This window comes from Brevundimonas naejangsanensis, assembly GCF_000635915.2.
Classification (GTDB): Bacteria; Pseudomonadota; Alphaproteobacteria; order Caulobacterales; family Caulobacteraceae; genus Brevundimonas; species Brevundimonas sanguinis.
The window spans coordinates 13,824-32,602 of record NZ_CP015614.1 but is presented as its reverse complement, the minus strand read 5'-3'; the positions used below and the strand labels follow the sequence as shown (position 1 = coordinate 32,602).

The window sequence follows — 18,779 nt, the reverse complement described above, 5'->3', positions numbered from 1 at the left end:
AAGGCGCTATTAGGCCCTCGCCCTTCCGCACATGTCGGGTACCGTTTTCGGGGTAGTCATGGACATTGCTGATTTGCTGTCGCCGGACGGAATCGTCCTGCGAGGCGGCGCCTCATCCAAACGTCAGGCGCTGCACGCCGTCGCCGAGGCCTTCGCCAGCGCGACGGGAATGGACGCCGAGCGCGCCTTCGAGGCTCTGCTGGAACGCGAAGCCCTCGGCTCGACTGGCCTGGGATCCGGCGTCGCCGTGCCGCACGCCCGCATCAAGGGGCTGGAGCAGGTGTGCGCCGTCTTCGTTCGACTGGATACGCCGGTCGCCTATGAATCGCTGGACGATCGTCCGGTCGATCTGCTGTTCGCCCTGTTCGCGCCGACGGACGCCGGCGCCGAGCACCTGCGCGCCCTGGCGGCGGTGTCGCGCGCCCTGCGCTCGCCGGAGCTGCGCGAGCAACTGCGCCAAGCGCGCACCGTGGACGCCATCCGCGCCCTGTTCGTCAAGGACGTGTCCAAGACGGCCGCCTGACCGGCCAAAGGCGCGGCGCCCAGCGGCCCGCGCCTCTATTCTTCCAGCAATATCAATGGACCGAGACCGGCTCCAGCTCGTGCGCGACGGCGGCGGCGAAGGCGGTTTCGCGATCCAGCATGACGGCCAGACGCTCGCCGTCGGCGCCGTGCACCGCGTACAGGATCTGGTCCGGGTCGATCTCGATGTCCGCCGCCGGCTCGACGTGGGCGTCGGCCATCACGTCCGAGGCGCGGATGGCGCGGACGTAGACGAGATCGGGGGCGCCGAAACCGGCGAAGTCCTTCTTGGTCATGATGGGCGTCATAAGACCGCCTCCTTACGCTTGACTGAACGCCCGGAAAGCCGAGCGGTTCGACGGCTTTTTCAGCCCGTCGTGGTGATGGGGATGCGCCGCACCAGCTTTTCCTGTTCCGGGCGGATCAGGTCAACGTGCAGCAGGCCGTGCTCCAGCTGCGCGCCGGAAATCTCCAGCCCATCGGCCAGGACGAAGCTGCGCACGAAGCCGCGCGCGGCGATCCCGCGATGCAGGAAGGCCTGAGGGTCGCGGCCTGCATCCTCGCGCTTGCCGGTGATGGTCAGCTGGCGCCCCTCGACGGTGACGGACAGGTCGTCCGGCGTGAAACCGGCCACCGCCAGGGTGATGCGGACGGCCGCCTCGCCGATCTGCTCGACGTTATAGGGCGGATAGCTCTCGCCCGCCGCCTTGGCGGCGCGGTCGATCAGGGCTCGGGTTTGGTCGAAGCCCAGCAGGAAGGGGCTGTCGAACAGCAAGGCGCGGGTGGTCATGGGGTCCTCATGGAAAAGCGACCTCGGCCGTCCGGCGCCTCCCGCGATCGGCAAAGCGCCCGGCCGCTGTTACAGATGGGGGTCCGGGGCCGCGCGGTCAACGCTCGCCGCAGTCGCAACCGCTGCGAAAACCCAGCCGGTTCCGTTCATGACGGGTACAGATTGGAACCTTCACCATATGGCGGCGTTCCTGCGACCGGATCACTATCGAAAGGATCACCTATGCGCGCCAAGCTTGCCGTCACAGGCCTGAGCATCGCCGCCCTGCTGGGCGCCGCCGCCTGCACCACCACTGACCCCTACAGCTCTGCGCCGCGTCGCAACAACACCGGCACGGGCGCCATCGCCGGGGCCGTCGGCGGCGCCCTGCTGGGCTATCTGACCAACACCTCCAGCGGCGAACAGGGCCGCAAGAACGCGCTGATCGGCGCGGGCGTCGGCGCCCTGGCCGGGGCCGGCGTCGGCCAATACATGGACCGCCAGCAGCGCGCGCTGGAAGCCGAGCTGTCGGGCACCGGCGTCGGCGTGGCGCGCCAGGGCGACAACCTGGTCCTGCGCATGCCGTCGGACGTGACCTTCGCGTCCAGCCAGTCGTCGCTGGACGCCCGCTTCCTGCCGGTGCTGGACGACGTGGCCCGCGTGCTGAACGAGTACGATCGGTCGATGGTCGACGTTATCGGCCACACCGACTCCTCGGGCGGCGACGCGATCAACCAGCCCCTGTCGGAGCGCCGGGCGTCGTCCGTCGCCTCCTATCTGATCGACCGCGGCGTGATGCGCGAGCGCCTCTACGTCGCCGGCATGAGCGCCCGCAATCCGATCGCTTCGAACGATACGGTCCAGGGCAAGGCGCAGAACCGCCGGGTCGAAATCCTGATCCGTCCGTTCACCGGCTGATCCCGACGCCGGGTTGAGGATGCAGGGCGGCCCTTGACCGGGCCGCCCTTTTTCTTTGACGCCGCCCTGCCCCAAGCCGGTTCGCCTATTGCGGTTCCCTGTCCGCGCGGCTTTGGTGTCCGCGATCAGGGAGCTTCGCATGGATGACGACGCGGCGGGTCGGGCGCTGGGCAGGGCGTTGAGGCTTGGCGCCACAGCGGCGTTCGCCGCCGTGGTCACAGCCGCCGTCGTCATCGCGGCGGGACGGGCCCTGTTCTTCTAGAAGCCGTTGATCAGGCGGCGTGGTCGGGTCGGCCGATCGACGTATAGCGGAAGCCCCGCGCCTTCATGTCGTCCGGGCGATAGACGTTGCGCAGATCGACCATGACCGGCTGCTTCAACAGCAGCTTGACCCGGTCCAGATCCAGCGCGCGGAACTGGTTCCATTCGGTCAGGATCACCACCACGTCGGCGCCCTCGACCGCGTCATAGGGGCCGCTCTTGAAGACGACGCCGTCCAGAAGCTTGGCGGCCTCCTCCATGCCCTCGGGGTCGAACGCCTGAACCGTCGCCCCGCGCGCGATCAGGGCCGGCGCGACATCCAGGGACGGCGCATCGCGCATGTCGTCGGTGTTCGGCTTGAAGGTCAGGCCCAGCAGGGCGACCGTCCGCCCCTTCAGATCGCCGCCCAGCGCCTCGGCCACGCGGTCGGCCATCGCCTTCTTGCGGGCGTCGTTGATGGCCACCGTCGTCTCGATGAGGCGAACCGGCGAGCCGGCGTCGGTCGCCGTGCGCACCAGGGCCAGGGTGTCCTTGGGAAAGCACGACCCGCCATAGCCCGGCCCGGCGTGCAGGAATTTCGAGCCGATGCGATTGTCCAGACCGATGCCCCGGGCCACCTGCTGCACATCGGCGCCGACCGCCTCGCACAGGTCGGCGACTTCATTGATGAAGGTGATCTTCATCGCCAGGAAGGCGTTGGCGGCGTATTTGATCAGCTCGGACGTGCGGCGGCCCGTGAACATGATCGGCGTCTCGTTCAGGTTCAGCGGGCGATAGAGTTCGGCCATGACGGCGCGGGCGCGCTCGTTGTCCGTGCCGACGACGACGCGGTCGGGGCGCTTGAAGTCGCCGATCGCGGCGCCTTCGCGCAGGAATTCGGGATTGGAGACGACGGCGAAGTCGGCGTCGGGACGGCGTTCGCGGATGATGCGCTCGATCTCGTCGCCGGTGCCGACCGGGACGGTCGACTTGGTCACCACGACCGTGAAGCCCTGCATCAGATCGGCGATCTCTTCGGCCGCCGCATAGACGTAGGACAGGTCCGCGTGGCCGTCGCCGCGCCGCGAGGGGGTGCCGACGGCGATGAAGACGGCGTCGGCCCTGCGGATGGCCTCGGCGCCGTCCGTGGCGAAGGACAGGCGCCCGTCCTTGACGTTGGTCGCCACCAGATCGTCCAGGCCCGGCTCATAGATGGGCATGATGTTCTGGTGCAGGCGGTCGATCTTGGAGGCGTCCTTGTCGACGCAGGTCACCGTGTGGCCGAAATCGGCGAAACAGGCCCCAGACACCAGGCCGACATAGCCCGTTCCGATCATGGCGACGCGCATCAAAACACTCCTCTAGAAGTCGTCCTCAGCAGATAGCCGTCGATGAAGACAGGCGCCAGCAAGGGCGGCTTTGGCGCAAAGAAAAAGGACGATCGGCCCCTGCGGGCTGACCGTCCTTGATCTTATCGACGCTTCTATGGTCGCGGGGGCCGGGATGAACCGGCCCCCTTGAGCCTTAGAAGTTGATGTCGACGGTGGCGCGGCGGTTCAGCGGCTCGCGCACGCCGTCGCCGGTGGCCTTGGCCGGGGCGGTTTCGCCCTTGCCGTCCAGCGAGATCACGCCGCCGTTGACGCCTTGAGCGACCAGGGCGTCAGCCACGGTGCGCGCACGGCGGTTGGACAGGCCCATGTTGTAGGCCGCGTTGCCCGAGGTGTCGGTGTGGCCGACCACCAGCACGCGCGTCGGAGCGCCCGACTTGGCGTAGTTGGCGGCTTGCGTCACCACCGAGCGGGCTTCCGCCGTCAGGTCCGAACGGTCGAAGTCGAAGTAGACCACGAACTGACGGGCAGCCGGCTTGGCCGGAGGCGGCGGAGGCGGCGGCGGGGGCGGCGGCGGGGGAGGCGGCGGGGGCGGCGGCGGCGGGGGCGGCGGCGGCGGGGCGACCGGCTCGGCGCCGAACGCATAGCGCAGGCCCAGCGTCACGGTGTGCGACTGGTCATAGTCGCCCGCCAGGGTGCCGAACGGAATGGCGCCCGTGCCCGAGGTGCGGGTGTCGAACTCCATGTCGCCCGTCAGGTAACGGTACGTCAGGTCGACGTTGGCGCGGTCCGAGACGGCCCAGGCCAGACCGGCGATCGCCTGGGCGGCGAACTTGGTCGAGCTGTCGTCAGCGCCGAAGGCCACGCCCGGCGTCTGACGCAGGCGGCCGACGGTGTCGGTGTTGACGCGGTTGACGCCCACGCCCAGGCCGACGAACGGACGCAGGGTCCAGTCCGGCGTGCCGAAGTCATAGATGACGTTGGCCATCAGGGTGGTCGACGTGATGTCGCCTTCCGGCGAGTGGCACGGACCGGTGGCCGGCGTCAGGTTGCACAGGCCCTGCGGACCCGAGACGGCGCGCACGGTGCCGATGTCGCCCGAGCGGTAGCCGCCTTCGAGTTCAGCGCGCCAGTTCGGGTTGAAACGGTAGCCCAGGCGAGCAAAAGCCGCCCAGCCGTCGTTGACTTCCCAGTTCCAGTTGTGGCCGGTCGCCGAGGCTTCCGTATTGATGTCGTCGATGATGTGGTAGCCGGCGTCGATCGCGCCGTACCAGCCATCGGGCTCAGCCGATGCAGCGCCGGCCGACAGGGCCAGGGCGGCCGCCGCGCTCGACGCCAGGATCAAACTCTTGACACGCATATTATGCGGCCCTCCGAGATCTGTTGTCAGTATGGCGACGAGAAAAAGTCACCTGCCGCTTCCCTAGCAGCGTTGCCATGAGGGGTCGAGCGGCAAAGGCGCCAAAACCACAGCTTAGGCTCAAAACGTGGCCTGCGGGCTACAGGGATGAAGCACAGGTTAACAAAGACGTCCGTTGCGCCCCTTGACCTGAGGATCAGGGTGTCGTCCACATCCCGCTGCTTCATCGGATCAGCTCATCTCAATGTCTTCTATCTGCATCGACGGCTTCAACCTGGCGCTCGCGAAGGGTTCGGGGATCGCCACCTATGGGCGCAATCTGCTGATCAATGCGCGCGAGATCGGCCTGGGCACCCAGGTGCTTTACGGTCCGACGGCGGCCCGCAAGGCCAGCAACGTCGTCAACGAGACGGCCTTGACCGACGCCGAGCGCCCGCCCGAAAAGCTGAACCGAAAGAAGAAGATCCAGCGCTTCCGCGACACCTACACGTCGCGCTTCGGGCGCGAGGCGCACGCCATCATGCCTTCGGGCGAGGTCATCTGGCCCAGCCGAGGCGGCGGCCGGCCGGCGGCGGACAGCTTTTGGGCCGCCCAGAACCTGTTCCACACCGCGAACCGCAGCTTCGCAGCCTATGGCAAGGAGACGCCGGTCAGTTTCGAAGCCTCGGCTGACGCTCCGCGGCCCGACGCCATGCACTGGACGGCGACCCTGCCGCTCTACGCCAAGGGCGTCCCGAACCTCTATACGATCCACGATCTGATCCCGCTGCGCCTGCCGCACACCACGATGGACGACAAGGCGGTCTATATGCGCCTGTGTCAGGCGGTGGCGAAGCGCGCCGACCACATCGCCGTGGTGTCCGAAACGACCCGCCAGGACGTCATCCGCCTGCTGGGCGTGTCCGAAGACCGGGTCACCAACACCTATCAGGCCGTCGACCTGCCTAAGAGCCTGACCTCGCGCTCTCAGGCCGAGGTGGAGCTGGAGCTGGAAGGCGTTTTCAACCTGGGCTGGAAGGACTATTTCCTGCACTTCGGGGCCATAGAGCCGAAGAAGAACCTGGGCCGCATTGTCGAGGCCTATCTGGCGTCCGGCAGCAAGACGCCGCTGGTCATCATCGGCGGCCGCGCCTGGCTGGACGAGGGCGAGACCGCCCTGCTGAACCAGGTCAAACGCGACGGCGGCCCCAGCGCCGAGCGCATCCGCCAGTATGAATACATGCCCTTCTCCATGCTGATCAGCCTGATCCGCGGGGCCAGGGCCACCCTGTTCCCGTCCCTGTATGAAGGGTTCGGCCTGCCGGTGCTGGAGTCGATGGCGTTGTCGACGGCGGTGCTGACCTCGACGGGCGGCTCCCTGCCCGAGGTCGCCGGGGATGCGGCGGTGATCGTCGATCCCTATGACGTCCAGGCGATGACGCGGGGCATCCAGGCGCTCGACGCCGACGAAGGCCTTCGTCTCGACCTGCAGGCGCGCGGCCTGATCCAGGCCGGCAAGTTCACGCCCGCCGCCTATCAGGCGCGCTTGCGCGACCTGTACGGCAAGGTCGGGCTGACGCTGGCCTGACGCCGTGGCGCCCCACTTTTCCGCCGAGCGACTGACGCATCTCCAGAGGCTGGAGAGCGAGAGCATCCACATCCTGCGCGAGGTGGCGGCCGAGTGCGCGCGCCCGGTGCTGCTGTATTCGATCGGCAAGGATTCGGCGGCCCTGCTGCACCTGGCGCGCAAGGCCTTCCATCCCGCGCCGCCGCCCTTCCCCCTGCTGCACGTCGATACGACGTGGAAGTTCCGCGCCATGTACGCCCTGCGCGACCGCATGGCCGCCGAAAGCGGCATGGAGTTGATCGTCTACAAGAACCCCGAGGCGGTCGAGCGCGGCGTCAATCCGTTCGACCACGGCTCGGCCGTGCATACGGACCTGTGGAAGACGCAAGGGCTGAAGCAGGCGCTGGACCTGCACGGCTTCGACGCCGCCATCGGCGGAGCGCGCCGCGACGAAGAGGCCAGCCGGGCCAAGGAGCGCGTCTTCTCCTTCCGGGGCCCCGGCCACCGCTGGGACCCGCGCCGCCAGCGGCCGGAGTTGTGGAGCCTGTATAATCCGCGCGTTTCGCCAGGCGAGACCATGCGGGTCTTTCCCCTGTCCAACTGGACCGAGCTGGACGTGTGGGACTATATCGCCGCCGAGAACATCCCCGTCGTGGACCTGTATTTCGCCGCCCCGCGCCCGGTGGTGGAGCGCCAGGGCGCCCTGATCGTCGTCGACGACGAGCGGATGCGGCTGAACCCCGGCGAGACGGCCGAGGTCCGCACCGTGCGCTTCCGCACCCTGGGCTGCTACCCGCTGTCCGGCGCCATCGAAAGCGAGGCGACGACGCTGGACGCCGTCATCGCCGAAATGCGCGCCTCGCGCAGTTCCGAGCGCCAGGGCCGCCTGATCGACCGCGACCAGGCCGGGTCGATGGAGCGCAAGAAGCAGGAGGGCTATTTCTGATGTCGGCGCCCTCCCCCCAGCGCGACCTGCTGCGCTTCATCACCTGCGGCTCGGTGGACGACGGAAAGTCGACGCTGATCGGCCGCCTGCTGCATGACGTCGGCGCCGTCCCCGACGACCAGATCGCCGCCCTGACCGATGCGGACGGCGCGCTGGACTTCTCCCTGCTGGTCGACGGCCTGCTGGCCGAGCGCGAGCAGGGCATCACCATCGACGTGGCCTATCGCTATTTCTCAACCGAACGGCGCAGCTTCATCGTCGCCGATACCCCCGGCCACGAGCAGTACACGCGCAATATGGCCACCGGCGCCTCGACCGCCGATGCGGCCATCATCCTGGCCGACGCGCGCAAGGGGGTGCTGACCCAGACGCGGCGCCACGCGCACATCCTGGCCCTGATGGGGGTGCGCCGGGCGGTTCTGGCCGTCACCAAGATGGACCTGGCGGACTGGAGCCAGGCGGTGTTCGAGCCCATCGCCGCCGAGTTCGCCGCCTATGCCGCCCAGATCGGCTTGGAGGTCACGGCCATTCCGGTGTCCGGCGCGACCGGCGCCAACATCGCACGACGCGGCGAGGAGGCCGGCTGGTATTCCGGCCCGACCCTGCTGGAGACGCTGGAGGGGCTGCCGCCGCTGTCCGAAGGTCAGGACCTGCCGTTCCGCATGGCCGTGCAGGGCGTCATCCGGCCGCATCTGGACTTTCGCGGCTATACCGGCCGGATCGCCGCAGGCCGCGTCAGGCCCGGCGACGCCGTGCGCGCCCTGCCGTCGGGGGTGACGACCACGGTCGCGCGCGTCCTGGCCCCGACCGAGGACGCCGAACAGGCCGGCGCCGGTCGGTCGGTCGTCCTGACCCTGACCGACGAGATCGACCTGTCGCGCGGCGACGTCCTGTGCGCCGCCGCCGCCCCGCTGGAGACCGCCGACCAGTTCGAGGCCGCCGTGATCTGGATGGCGGAAGCGCCGCTGCTGCCCGGCCGGCAATATGATCTGAAGCTGGGCGCGCGCACCGTCGCCGCCTCGATCACCGACATCCGGCACAAGGTCAACGTCAACACCCTGGAGCCCCTCGCCGCACGGACCTTGGAGCTGAACGACATCGGCGTCTGCCACCTGTCGCTGGGCGCCGACATCGCCTTCGCCCCCTATGACGAAGACCGCGAGATGGGCGGCTTCATCCTGATCGACCGGATGAGCCAGGCCACGGTCGGCGCCGGGATGATCCGCTTCGCCCTGCGCCGCGCCCACAACATCCATCGCCAGCCGATCAAGGTCGACCGCGCCCGCCGCGCCGCCCTGAAGGGCCAGCAACCGGCCGTGCTGTGGTTCACCGGCCTGTCCGGCGCGGGCAAGTCCACCATCGCCAACCTGGTCGAGGAGCAGTTGGCCGCCGAAGGACGCCACACCTATCTGATCGACGGCGACAACCTGCGCCACGGCCTCAGCCGCGACCTGGGCTTCACCGAGGCCGACCGGGTCGAGAACATCCGCCGCGCCGCCGAAGCGGCCCGGATGATGGCGGACGCCGGCCTGATCGTCCTGGTGTCGCTGATCTCGCCCTTCCGCGCCGAACGGGCGATGGCGCGCGAGATGATGGGGGACGTGCCCTTCCTGGAAATCTTCGTCGACGCCCCGCTCGCCACGGTCGAAGCCCGCGACGTCAAAGGTCTCTACGCCAAGGCAAGACGCGGCGAACTGACCAACTTCACCGGCATCGACAGCCCCTATGAGGCGCCGGACAACGCCGAAATCCATGTCGACGCCGACAAAACCACAGCCCAGGAGGCCGCCGCGATGATCTGTGGCGTCATCACCAGGTCGACTGTCTGATCATCCCGGCCGGCCATGCGCCATCGCGCTCGACTGTGGCTTCGGAGCCACGGAAGCCAGGCTTGGCGCCCAGATCAAAAACTACGCATGTCGACGCCAGGGCGGCTTTATCCATTCAGACTGCGCTTGACCCTTTAAAACCTCTCGCGATTCCAGCGGCCAAGGCGAATGAAACATTGCGCCCCATCATAGGTCGGCTATGGTCTGGCCAACGTCGAGACGGCCATTCCGGCATCGGCGCCGTCCAGCTCCTTGCAGCGCCGCTGCGTCAACCCTCATTCCATGTTCGCAAAAGCAGCTCGCCACCTGAAAATCGTCGGCGCTCTCATGATGCGCGAGATGGCCACGCGGTTTGGGCGCGAGGGTCTGGGCTTTGCCTGGATCGTCGGCGAACCTCTGCTGTTCTGCTTCGGCGTGATGATCTTGTGGAGCGCCACCAAGCCTGAATACGAACATGGCGTTCGACTGATCCCGTTCGTCATGACGGGCTATATGTCGTTGATCCTGATCCGGCACTTGATCGGCGCCCTGTCGTCAGCGCTCCAAGCCAACCTCGGGCTTCTGTATCATCGTAAAATAAGCCCCATTCACATCTTCGCCTCGCGCGCCATGATCGAGATCGGGGGCACGACGGCGGCGTTCGTCATCGTCTATGTGATTTTGCTGGCGATCGGACAGGTGTCATTGCCGCACGATTACCTCACCCTTTACGCCGGCTGGGTCCTGCTATGCTGGGTCGGCGTGGGTTTCGCGCTAGTGCTCGCTGGCCTGGCGATGCGCTATGATGTTTTCGAACGCCTGATCGGCTTGATCAGCTACGTGCTGATACCACTGTCCGGCGCGTTCACCATGGTGGCCTGGCTACCGCCCGATTTTCAGAAAGTCCTGCTTCTGATCCCGTTCGTTCACGGCGTCGAAATGGTGCGAGCCGGCGTGTTTAACGAATTCACGCCGACCTATTTCGACGTCGGCTACGCGCTGCTATGTGGCGCGGTGTTCAATCTGCTAGGCTTGGCGATGATTGCGGGTGCGCGCGATCGTATTGCAGTCGAGTAAAGAGCCAACGTTTTCCAAGGCGAACCCTTCCTATGGCTGAGCAAAAGATCAGTTACGTCGGCCCTCTGAACGCCATCGAGGGGCCTTCAAACAAGCGGCAGGACCTCTGGAAGCGCATTCCAGTGGGCTTCCTGATCGTGGTCGCGTTGCCCACGCTGATCGCTATGATCTATTATCTGCTGATCGCCTCGCCGCGTTATGTGTCGGAAGCGCGGTTCGTCGTGCGTTCAGCCAACTCGGGACAGCCGTCTGCGGTGGGCCTGGCCCTGCAAGGGGTGGGCTTCTCAACCGGGATGAACGACGCCTTCGCCGTGCACGAGTACATCTCGTCCCGAGACGGCCTGAAAGAACTGCAGCAGACCTTCGATCTGAACAAGGTTTTCGCCCGGCCCGGGTCCGACTTCATCGCGCGCTACCCGCGCCCCTGGGAAAGCCGCAGTGAAGAGAGCCTGTACAAGGCGTTCCTGCGCTTCATGACGGTCGGGTACGATTCCGGCACGGGCATCAGCACCCTGCGCGTCGAAGCCTTCGACCCGAAAGACGCCCAGAACCTCAACAAGGCGATGCTGGCCAGCGGGGAGACCTTGATAAACCGGCTGAATGAGCGGGCGTCGAACAACGCCGTGCGGGACGCCAAAGCGGCGTTACAACGCGCCCAGGGCGAGGTCGCCGCTTCGCAACAAGCTCTAACGGCCCTGCGCAACAGCGCCCAGTTCATCGACCCCCGCCTCGCGGCCGCCGAGAGTTCGGGCGTCATCAACGGCTTGCTGGTGACGATCGCCCAACTGCGCGCCGAACGCGCTCAGGTCGCGGCCGAGGCGCCGGCCAGCCCGCAACTGCCGATCCTCGACAACCGCATAGCCGCCTATGAACGCCAGGTCGCGGAGGCGCGCGCCAAGATGGCGGGCGACGCCAGCTCGTTGTCTAACAAGATCGGCCCCTTCGAAGAACTGACCCTGCGGCGCGAGATCGCCGATAAGCAGCTGACCCAGGCGACCGCCGCCTTGCTGGCCGCCGAACAGGAAGCCGGTCGCCAGAAGCTCTACCTTGAACGCATCGTCGAGCCGAGCCTCCCCGACAAGGCGTCGGAACCGCGCCGTTGGCGCTCCATCCTGACCATTCTGGCCTCCACCCTGCTGGCATACGGCGTAGGCTGGCTGGTTTGGGCCGGCGTCCGAGAGCATAGGCAGCAGGACTGATGACGTCGGACGCCGACACGGATCCAGGCCTTCGCGTCCGTAACCTCGGGAAGACCTACCACGGGGCCCACAAGCCTCTGTTCACCGACCTGAACTTCGACCTGGGACGCTCAGGGCGACTGGCCATCCTCGGGCGGAACGGCCAGGGCAAATCGACGCTGATCAAGATGCTGGGCGGCGTGATGCCGCCCAGCGAAGGCTCCATCTCATGGCGCATGACATCGTCGTGGCCGATCGGCTTCGGCGGCGGATTTCAAGGCAGCCTGTCCGGACTGGACAATGTGCGGTTTCTGGCCCGCCTCTATGGCCGAGAGTATAAGGAAACCCTTGAGCGCGTTGACGATTTTGCGGAGTTGGGCAAGGCGCTGCGCGACCCGGTCAAGCAATATTCGTCGGGCATGAGAGCACGCCTGGCCTTCGGCCTGTCCCTTGCGATCGAATTCGATTGCTATCTGATCGACGAATTGGTGGCGGTCGGCGACGCCCGCTTCCAGCGCAAATGCCAAGAGGGCCTGTTTGAAGAGCGCGCGCACCGCGCCTTCCTCATGGCGTCGCATGACGTCCAGATGATCGCGAACTATTGCGACCGCGCCCTCATCATCGAAAGCGGGCGCGCCAAAATCTTCCACGACATTCAAGAAGCGGTCGAGGTCTATACCTGGCTGCGGGCCGCATGAGCGCCGAATTGAACGCACACCACTGGGTTGTCCTTCCGCCCCTGCCTAATCGGTCCCACTGGATTTCACGCCTGCGCGACGCCGCCGAGCGTGCGGACTATGTCTTGCATGATTGGGACGAAAGCCAGGATCTGAACGCCGGCGCGCGCATGATGCTGCTGACGATCTCGGCCGATGAGGCTAGGCGGCGCCAGCCCGACGACAGCCGCATCGCCTTCATCCTGGACGCCCTGGACATCACCCTGCCCGACCAGATGGACCAGACCGAACGCCATCACGCCATCCAGGCCGCCAGCCGGAGCTTCGCCGCATCCACGACGCTTCCGCACGAGCGGGTATTCGGCCCTGATCGGCTCGCGTCTGGCGCCGTCCGCCTCTTTCCGGATTTCGAGGTAGCGCCTCCAGGCGCCTCGCCGGCGCCAAGCGGCGCGATGGCCAAGGCTCTTCAGGTGTACACCCGTGGCGAGGCGGTCTGGAGCGGCTCGCTGCTCACCTGGAACACGCCTGCGACCCACGCCGAAGGACGATCCACGCTGGACCTGACCGGCCGCCCCCGCATCGTGGTCTACGGCCCCTACCTGGAAATGCCGACGGGGCGCTGGAAGGCGGTCTTCACCCTGTCGGTCGACGCCTATGCCTGTCGCTATCTGTTTCGCGCCGACTGGGGCGGCATCGAGGATTATGTGAGCCAGGAGTTCCGCCCGGGGCGTCCCGGGGTCTTTGAGATCGAAATGGTTTACGACTGGACGACGCAAGGCGCGTGCGAATTCCGGCTGCTGGTCATGGAAGGCGTCTTCCATGGCGAGATCAGCATGTCGGACCTCATCGTCTCCCGCGTGGATTAACCTAGACCAGGCCCCGTCTGGGCATACGGGCTGCGACCAGCGGCGCCCACCAGTCCCGGTTATCAAGATACCAGGCGACGGTCCGGGCCATGCCCTGCTCAAACGACGCTTCAGGCCGCCAGCCCAGCTCTGCGCGGATCAGGCCGGAATCGATGGCGTAGCGCCGGTCATGGCCGGGCCGGTCCTCCACTAGGGTGATGGCGTCGGCGTGAGGGCGGCCGTCTGGGCGGGGTTTGAGCTTATCCAGAGCGGCGCAGACCGCCGCCGCGACCTGCAAATTAGTGCGCTCTGCGTCGCCGCCGACGCAATAGGTGCGGCCCGGTTCGGCGCGTTCCAGCATCAGCCTCAAGGCGCGGGCGTGGTCGTCGACGTGCAGCCAGTCGCGCACGTTGGAGCCGTCGCCGTAAATGGGCAGGGGCTCGCCGGCCAGCGCCGTGAGGATCAGGGTCGGGATCAGCTTTTCGGGAAACTGGCGCGGGCCGTAGTTGTTCGAGCAGTTGCTGATCACCACCGGCAGACCGAACGTATGGCCCCAGGCGCGAACCAGATGGTCGGACGCCGCCTTGGACGCCGAATAGGGCGAGCGCGGATCGTAGGGCGTGGCCTCGTCGAAGCGCCCCTCGGCGCCGAGCGAGCCGAACACCTCGTCGGTCGAGACGTGCAGAAAGCGAAAGGCCTCGCGCGCCGGGCCGCTCAGTCCGCGCCAATAGGCCAGGGCCTGATCGAGCAGGACCTGGGTTCCGACGACATTGGTCTGAATGAAGACCGCCGGGCCGTCGATCGAACGATCCACGTGCGTTTCGGCGGCCAGGTGGGCTGCGCGGTCGGGCTGAAAGTCGTCAAAGGCGCCGGCCATGGCGGCCGCATCGCCGATGTCGGCCTTCAGGAAGCGGAAGCGGGGGTGGTCGGCGACTTCGGTCAGGGAGGCCTCGACCCCGGCGTAGGTCAGCTTGTCGACCGCCAGCACCTCGTCGCCGCGCGACAGAAGCTCGCGGACCAGGGCCGAGCCGATGAAGCCGGCGCCGCCGGTGAGCAATATCCGCACAAGCCTCTCCTTAGCCGACGCAGCAGCCTCTCCGGCTAACGGCTAACGGTCGCCAGGTCCACAATCGAGAGCGTCGACGCCTCGACGCCGCGAAACGGGCTGTTCAGGTCTCGCAGGCGCGGCCAGGCGCGGTCGCGATCGGCCAGCACCGCCTGATCCGCCGCGACGGGCCAGGCGATGTCCAGCTCGGGGTCGTCCCAGGCCAGACCCGCCTCATGCGCCGGGGCGTAGGGGGCGGACACCTTATAGGCGATCTCGGCGCCGGGCGTCAGGGTGACGAAGCCGTGCGCGAAGCCCGGCGGGATGAACAGCTGATCGCCGCTGTCGGCCGACAGTTCGACCGCGTGAGCCTGTCCGAAGGTCGCGGCGCCGAGGCGCAGGTCGACCGCCACGTCGAGGATCGCCCCGCGCAGGCAGCGGACCAGCTTGGCCTGAGCATAGGGCGGCGTCTGGAAATGCAGGCCGCGCACCACGCCCTGCGGCTGCGAGCGCGACTGGTTGTCCTGAACGAAGTCGCAGTCGATGCCGGCGGCGGCGAAGCGGGCGCGGGACCAGGTCTCGGCGAACCAGCCGCGCGCGTCGCCGTAACGCGGCGTCTTGAGCAGGACGAGCCGGCCGGAGGTCTCCAGCGTCATTGCGCAGCCGTGTCGGGGGTTTCGCTCGCGCCGTTCGAAGCCTGACCGGCCAGGACGGCATAGGCGCGGTCCAGCGCCTCATTGCGCACGAACAGCAGGCGGGCGGGCGCAGGCGCGGCCTCGCGCTCATAGGCGCCGGGGGTCGAGCCGTTCAGGGGCGCGCCGTAGAAGATGTGGGCGCCGATCTGGCGCACGCGGGCCAGGCGGCGGCCCCACGAGGGGCGGACATAGTTGGCGTGATAGTTGACCGAGTTCTTGGGCAACTGGCTGGACGAGCGGCCTTCATGCACCTCGCGCGCAATGCGTTCGGCCCGCGCCCAGGCGACCGCGCTGACCGGACGGCGGCCGATCGACCCGTCGCAGGTGAAGGTGAACTGGCAGGTGCGGCTGTTGCGCTGATAGACCACTTCGCAGATCGACTTCGGATAGGCCCGGTGGCGGGATCGGTTGATCACCACCTCGGCGACCGCCGCCTGTCCCTCTTCGCTTTCGTTTCGGGCCTCATAGTAGACGGCCTGGGTCAGACATTCGAGATCGTTCTGCGGCACGCGCGGCGGCGTCTTCAGATCCAGCGTCGGCGGGACATAGCCGCCTGCGCGCCGCACGGTCGGGCGCGCGGAGGCGGCGTCATGGGCGGGCGGGGCGAAGGTCGCCGCAGGCTCGGCCTTGGCCGCGGCGCGCGCCGGACGCGGCGCACGGGCGGGCGCGGGCGGACGCGGCGGGGCATCCGTCAGACGGGCGCCCTTGCCTTCATCCAGCATGGTCTTCAGGCGGGCGTTCAGGCGGGCGCGGCGATCGGCGTCCGTCTCGGGCGCGGCGACGACTTCCGACAGCTCGGCCGGGAGCGGCGCGGCATGGGCGATCAGGCGCGCAGAGCCGGCCTGGGCGCGGTCCGGCGGCGTCAGGATGCTGACCCCCGCCCATGCCGCGCCGCCGAGGCTCGCCGCTATCAAGACCGAGGCGACGCCGCGCATCCCCTTCCCCCATAGAACTCAACGTCTTCCATATCAGCCCGGGAGAACGACGAAAAGCCGAAGTCTTTGTTCAGAGCGGCGTCATGCCAATGTTGGCAGGCGGTGCGGGACGCCCTATCAAGGCCGGGCAATGATCTCCGCCCGCCGCTCCGGCTTTTCCCTGATTGAAGCCCTGGTCGTGCTGGCGATCGGGGGCATGGCGCTGGCCGTCATCTTTTCGATCGGCATGAAGGCGGGCGACGCGGGCTTTGCGCTGGGACGGCGCGCCATGTCCGCGGCCGACGCCGATGTGGCGATCAGCGACCTGCGCAGCATCATCCGCAGCCTGACCGTGCGCCCGCCCGCCGCGATTATGGAGGGCGTGGACCTGCCGCTTGTGGGCGCGCCCGAGCGGCTGGAAGGCGAGGCCGTCATGGAGCGCGCCACCGGCTGCGCGCCGCAGGGCTGGGCCGGGCGACTGGTGCTGACGATCGAGGTGCAGGACGGCCGCCGCGTCGTGATGTGCGAAGCCGCCGGCCGCAGGACGCCGCTGCTGCCCCTGCCCCACGGCGGACAGGCCAGCCTGTCCTATTCCCAGGACGGCCAGACCTGGGCGCCCGCGTTCGAAACGCCGCGCGAGCGGGTGCTGGGCGAAGAAGGCATGCGCAGCGCCCGCCTTTTCGTCCGCTTGAACGGCGGCCCGGACGTGGATGTGGTGGAGGTGGCCTCGTCCGGCAATCCGGGTCGATGGGTGAGGTTCGATGCCGACTTCTAGGCCCCGATCTCGCGCCCGGCGCCGCTCCGGCTTCGCCCTGCCCGCCGTGCTGGCGGTGACGGGGGTGGTGACGCTGATCTTCCTGGTGGCGATCACGGCCCTGGCCAGCCTGAGCGCCGAGGCCGCCTCGGCGCGCGCGCGCGTCCGTTTCCTGCAAAGGGCGATGAGCGCCGAAGCCGCCCTGTCCTTCATGGCCGCCACCGAGCCGACGCGGGCCTATGGCTTCGGGGTCAACGACATCCGCCAGACGCTGGAGATGGAGGGGCCGCAACAGGAGCCGTCCAACGTCTCGGGCGTGCCGGTCGAAAAGGTCATGGCCGACGGGCGCCGCTATACGATGGACGTGGACGGGCCGCTGGTCCTGCGCCTTCAGGATCAGGCGGGCCTGATCAACACCGCCCAGTTGTTCGGCCAGCCGCATGAGCGGTTTCTGGAGTCGGCGGGCGTCCAGCCGGGCGAGCGGCAGGCCCTGATCGCCCGCTATACGGACTATATCGATTCCGACGATCTGAGGCAGCCGAACGGGGCCGAGCGCGCCGACTACGCCGACGGCGGCCCGGCCAACCGGCGCCTGATCCGGCCGACGGAATGGCTGTCGATCCTGGGCGCGCGTCAGGCGGTCGAGCCGAAGAAGTGGCGCGCCCTGCGCGACGCGCTGGCTGCCGACGCCACCTCCGCCACCCAGAATGTGAACACCGCCGGCCCGGCCGCCCTGGCGGTCTGGTTCGGCCTGAACGACAGCCAGATCGAGACCCTGATGCGCGTTCGCGCTGAGCGGCCGCTGACCTCTCTCTACGACGTGGCGTCCGTGACCGGGGCCGTGTTGGACCTGGATCAGGAACAGATCTTCACCTACCCGTCAGGCGCGACCATCCTGACGCTTCACGACACCCGATCCGCCTGGGTCTATCGCGCGCGACTGACCCTGACCCCCTTCGGTCTGGAGCAGCCGCTGTGGATCGACCAGACCGAACTGACAGAAGCCCCCAAGCGGGCCAGGGCCGACACGACCGATGCCATTCGACTTCCTTACGCCCCGCGTTGAGCGGTTGAGCGCCGACGGCGCCCTCAGCGTCGTCCATCCGGGCGGCGCGGTCGGACGCGTGCTGCGACGGCCGGTGCTGCTGCTGGCGCGCGACCTGTGCGCCTTCGGCCTGTTCAGCACAGCGGCCCTGCCGCGTCGGCGGCGGCGACAGGCGGCGACGCTGCACGCCCGGCTGGCCGCGCCCTATCTGCGGGCGGGCTTCGTCCTCAGCAAGGCGGGCGACGATTATGGCGTCTGGTGGTGGGACGCCGAGCGGGTCGAGACCCTGCTGGCGGCGCAGGAGGGGGCGCAGGGCGCGCCGGTCCTGACGCCCGAGACCCTGGCCCAGCCGCGCGGCGAGGGCTGGCGCATCGTACGCTTGAACCAGGGCCATGAGGCGCAGCTGTGGCGCGACAAGGCGCTGGTCGCCTCGGCCTGGCGCCGCGACCGCTACGACGCCGCCGCCTGGTCCGCCTTCGTGCGGCTGCAGCGCAACGCCGAGGCGGCGCCGGAGGCCCCGCCCGCGCCCAGCGACCTGCCGATCGCCTTCGACAATCGCGACGCCTTCGCCCTGGCCCCGGTCGAGCTGTCGCGCGAACAGCTGGCGCTGATGGCCGGCGGCGGGGCGGCCTTCGCCTCCCTGTGCGTCGCCGCCTTCCTGTTCGGTCAGAGCCGCGAACTGGCCAAGGACGTCGCCCGGATCGAAGCGCAGACCGCCGAGATCCGCGCCGCCACGCCGCAAGCCGAGGCCGTGCACAGGCTGAACGCCAGCCAGCAGAAGCTGGTCGCCTATCGCCGCCTGGAGGAACAGACCGGCCCGCTGAGCGCCGCCGGGGCGGCCATCGGGATTCTGGCGCTGCATGACCTGGCGCCCTCGGCCCTGAACGCCGAGACGGAGACGCTGGAGTTCACCCTGCCTTATGAGGCCATCGGCAAGATCGCCCTGGTGGTGGGCGACCTGGAGAGCTCGGGCTATTTCTATGCGGTCGAGCCCCGCACCGACAGCGCAGCCAGAAATCTGAGCGTGAAGATGCGGGTGCGCGAGGCGGCGCCGCCGCTGGAGCCTGAACCCGGTTTGGAACCGGCGCCGGCCTCTCCGGCCCAGCCCTGAG

General features: G+C 68.1%; 20 protein-coding genes. 13 read left to right on the top strand and 7 right to left on the bottom strand.

The window, feature by feature from the left end; translation table 11 throughout:
* The first annotated feature begins 58 nt into the window (after positions 1 to 58).
* Complete coding sequence (gene ptsN / locus DA69_RS00175; RefSeq protein ID WP_025977764.1) at positions 59 to 523, top strand: PTS IIA-like nitrogen regulatory protein PtsN; 465 nt, start codon at positions 59 to 61, stop codon at positions 521 to 523.
* A 52-nt stretch (positions 524 to 575) separates the two neighbouring features.
* On the opposite strand, the gene DA69_RS00170 is transcribed toward ptsN, so the two are convergent.
* Together DA69_RS00170 and DA69_RS00165 are read right to left on the bottom strand one after the other, a co-directional pair.
* Positions 576 to 830: a DUF1150 family protein gene (locus tag DA69_RS00170; protein ID WP_003169641.1), complete on the bottom strand. Its 255-nt coding sequence runs from the start codon at positions 828 to 830 to the stop codon at positions 576 to 578.
* A gap of 59 nt (positions 831 to 889) precedes the next feature.
* On the bottom strand, positions 890 to 1,312 hold the full coding sequence (locus DA69_RS00165) for an Hsp20 family protein (protein ID WP_025977765.1): 423 nt from the start codon (positions 1,310 to 1,312) through the stop codon (positions 890 to 892).
* A 222-nt stretch (positions 1,313 to 1,534) separates the two neighbouring features.
* On the opposite strand from DA69_RS00165, the gene DA69_RS00160 reads away from it, so the two are divergent.
* Both DA69_RS00160 and DA69_RS14975 read left to right on the top strand, forming a co-directional pair.
* Positions 1,535 to 2,209: an OmpA family protein gene (locus DA69_RS00160; RefSeq protein ID WP_025977766.1), complete on the top strand. Its 675-nt coding sequence runs from the start codon at positions 1,535 to 1,537 to the stop codon at positions 2,207 to 2,209.
* A gap of 139 nt (positions 2,210 to 2,348) precedes the next feature.
* Positions 2,349 to 2,471, top strand: a complete 123-nt coding sequence (locus DA69_RS14975) for a hypothetical protein (RefSeq protein ID WP_268750894.1) — start codon at positions 2,349 to 2,351, stop codon at positions 2,469 to 2,471.
* A gap of 10 nt (positions 2,472 to 2,481) precedes the next feature.
* Here the strand turns inward: DA69_RS14975 and DA69_RS00155 are convergent, their stop codons facing one another.
* Together DA69_RS00155 and DA69_RS00150 are read right to left on the bottom strand one after the other, a co-directional pair.
* Entirely contained in the window at positions 2,482 to 3,798 is a 1,317-nt protein-coding gene (locus DA69_RS00155; protein ID WP_025977767.1) for a UDP-glucose dehydrogenase family protein, read from the bottom strand.
* Positions 3,799 to 3,973: 175 nt separating this feature from the next.
* Complete coding sequence (locus DA69_RS00150) at positions 3,974 to 5,137, bottom strand: OmpA family protein (RefSeq protein WP_064108258.1); 1,164 nt, start codon at positions 5,135 to 5,137, stop codon at positions 3,974 to 3,976.
* A 244-nt stretch (positions 5,138 to 5,381) separates the two neighbouring features.
* On the opposite strand from DA69_RS00150, the gene DA69_RS00145 reads away from it, so the two are divergent.
* From DA69_RS00145 to DA69_RS00115, 7 genes are all read left to right on the top strand, one after another.
* On the top strand, positions 5,382 to 6,704 hold the full coding sequence (locus tag DA69_RS00145; RefSeq protein ID WP_025978706.1) for a glycosyltransferase family 4 protein: 1,323 nt from the start codon (positions 5,382 to 5,384) through the stop codon (positions 6,702 to 6,704).
* Between the two features lie 4 nt (positions 6,705 to 6,708).
* Positions 6,709 to 7,629 (top strand): sulfate adenylyltransferase subunit CysD, encoded by a 921-nt coding sequence (cysD, locus tag DA69_RS00140; protein WP_025978705.1) that lies wholly within the window; start codon positions 6,709 to 6,711, stop codon positions 7,627 to 7,629.
* Complete coding sequence (gene cysC / locus DA69_RS00135) at positions 7,629 to 9,458, top strand: adenylyl-sulfate kinase (RefSeq protein ID WP_025978704.1); 1,830 nt, start codon at positions 7,629 to 7,631, stop codon at positions 9,456 to 9,458. Before cysD ends, cysC begins: the two co-directional genes overlap by 1 nt.
* Before the next feature lie 252 nt (positions 9,459 to 9,710).
* Complete coding sequence (locus DA69_RS00130; RefSeq protein ID WP_235599180.1) at positions 9,711 to 10,514, top strand: ABC transporter permease; 804 nt, start codon at positions 9,711 to 9,713, stop codon at positions 10,512 to 10,514.
* A gap of 32 nt (positions 10,515 to 10,546) precedes the next feature.
* Complete coding sequence (locus DA69_RS00125) at positions 10,547 to 11,713, top strand: chain-length determining protein (protein WP_025978702.1); 1,167 nt, start codon at positions 10,547 to 10,549, stop codon at positions 11,711 to 11,713.
* Positions 11,713 to 12,390 (top strand): ABC transporter ATP-binding protein, encoded by a 678-nt coding sequence (locus tag DA69_RS00120; RefSeq protein WP_025978701.1) that lies wholly within the window; start codon positions 11,713 to 11,715, stop codon positions 12,388 to 12,390. The genes DA69_RS00125 and DA69_RS00120 overlap by 1 nt, the downstream gene beginning before the upstream one ends.
* Positions 12,387 to 13,235, top strand: a complete 849-nt coding sequence (locus DA69_RS00115; RefSeq protein ID WP_025978700.1) for a hypothetical protein — start codon at positions 12,387 to 12,389, stop codon at positions 13,233 to 13,235. Before DA69_RS00120 ends, DA69_RS00115 begins: the two co-directional genes overlap by 4 nt.
* 1 nt (position 13,236) lies before the next feature.
* Here DA69_RS00115 and rfbB read toward each other — a convergent pair whose 3' ends face one another.
* From rfbB to DA69_RS00100, 3 genes are read right to left on the bottom strand one after another with little or no spacing between them, the layout of a single operon-like run.
* A complete protein-coding gene (gene rfbB, locus DA69_RS00110; RefSeq protein WP_025978699.1) occupies positions 13,237 to 14,280 on the bottom strand; it encodes a dTDP-glucose 4,6-dehydratase in 1,044 nt (347 codons plus the stop codon).
* 35 nt (positions 14,281 to 14,315) lie between these two features.
* On the bottom strand, positions 14,316 to 14,915 hold the full coding sequence (gene rfbC, locus DA69_RS00105; protein ID WP_025978698.1) for a dTDP-4-dehydrorhamnose 3,5-epimerase: 600 nt from the start codon (positions 14,913 to 14,915) through the stop codon (positions 14,316 to 14,318).
* Entirely contained in the window at positions 14,912 to 15,889 is a 978-nt protein-coding gene (locus DA69_RS00100; protein WP_051582147.1) for a cell wall hydrolase, read from the bottom strand. Before DA69_RS00100 ends, rfbC begins: the two co-directional genes overlap by 4 nt.
* Before the next feature lie 130 nt (positions 15,890 to 16,019).
* Here DA69_RS00100 and DA69_RS14650 point away from each other — a divergent pair, with 130 nt between their 5' ends.
* The 3 genes from DA69_RS14650 to DA69_RS00085 are packed head-to-tail and all read left to right on the top strand — an operon-like array spanning position 16,020 to position 18,778.
* The gene (locus DA69_RS14650; RefSeq protein ID WP_025978695.1) at positions 16,020 to 16,643 is read left to right on the top strand and encodes a type II secretion system protein; all 624 of its coding nucleotides are present in this window, start codon (positions 16,020 to 16,022) and stop codon (positions 16,641 to 16,643) included.
* Complete coding sequence (locus tag DA69_RS00090) at positions 16,630 to 17,688, top strand: type II secretion system protein GspK (protein WP_145915871.1); 1,059 nt, start codon at positions 16,630 to 16,632, stop codon at positions 17,686 to 17,688. Before DA69_RS14650 ends, DA69_RS00090 begins: the two co-directional genes overlap by 14 nt.
* Positions 17,657 to 18,778, top strand: a complete 1,122-nt coding sequence (locus DA69_RS00085; protein WP_145915870.1) for a hypothetical protein — start codon at positions 17,657 to 17,659, stop codon at positions 18,776 to 18,778. The genes DA69_RS00090 and DA69_RS00085 overlap by 32 nt, the downstream gene beginning before the upstream one ends.
* Position 18,779 lies beyond the last annotated feature (1 nt).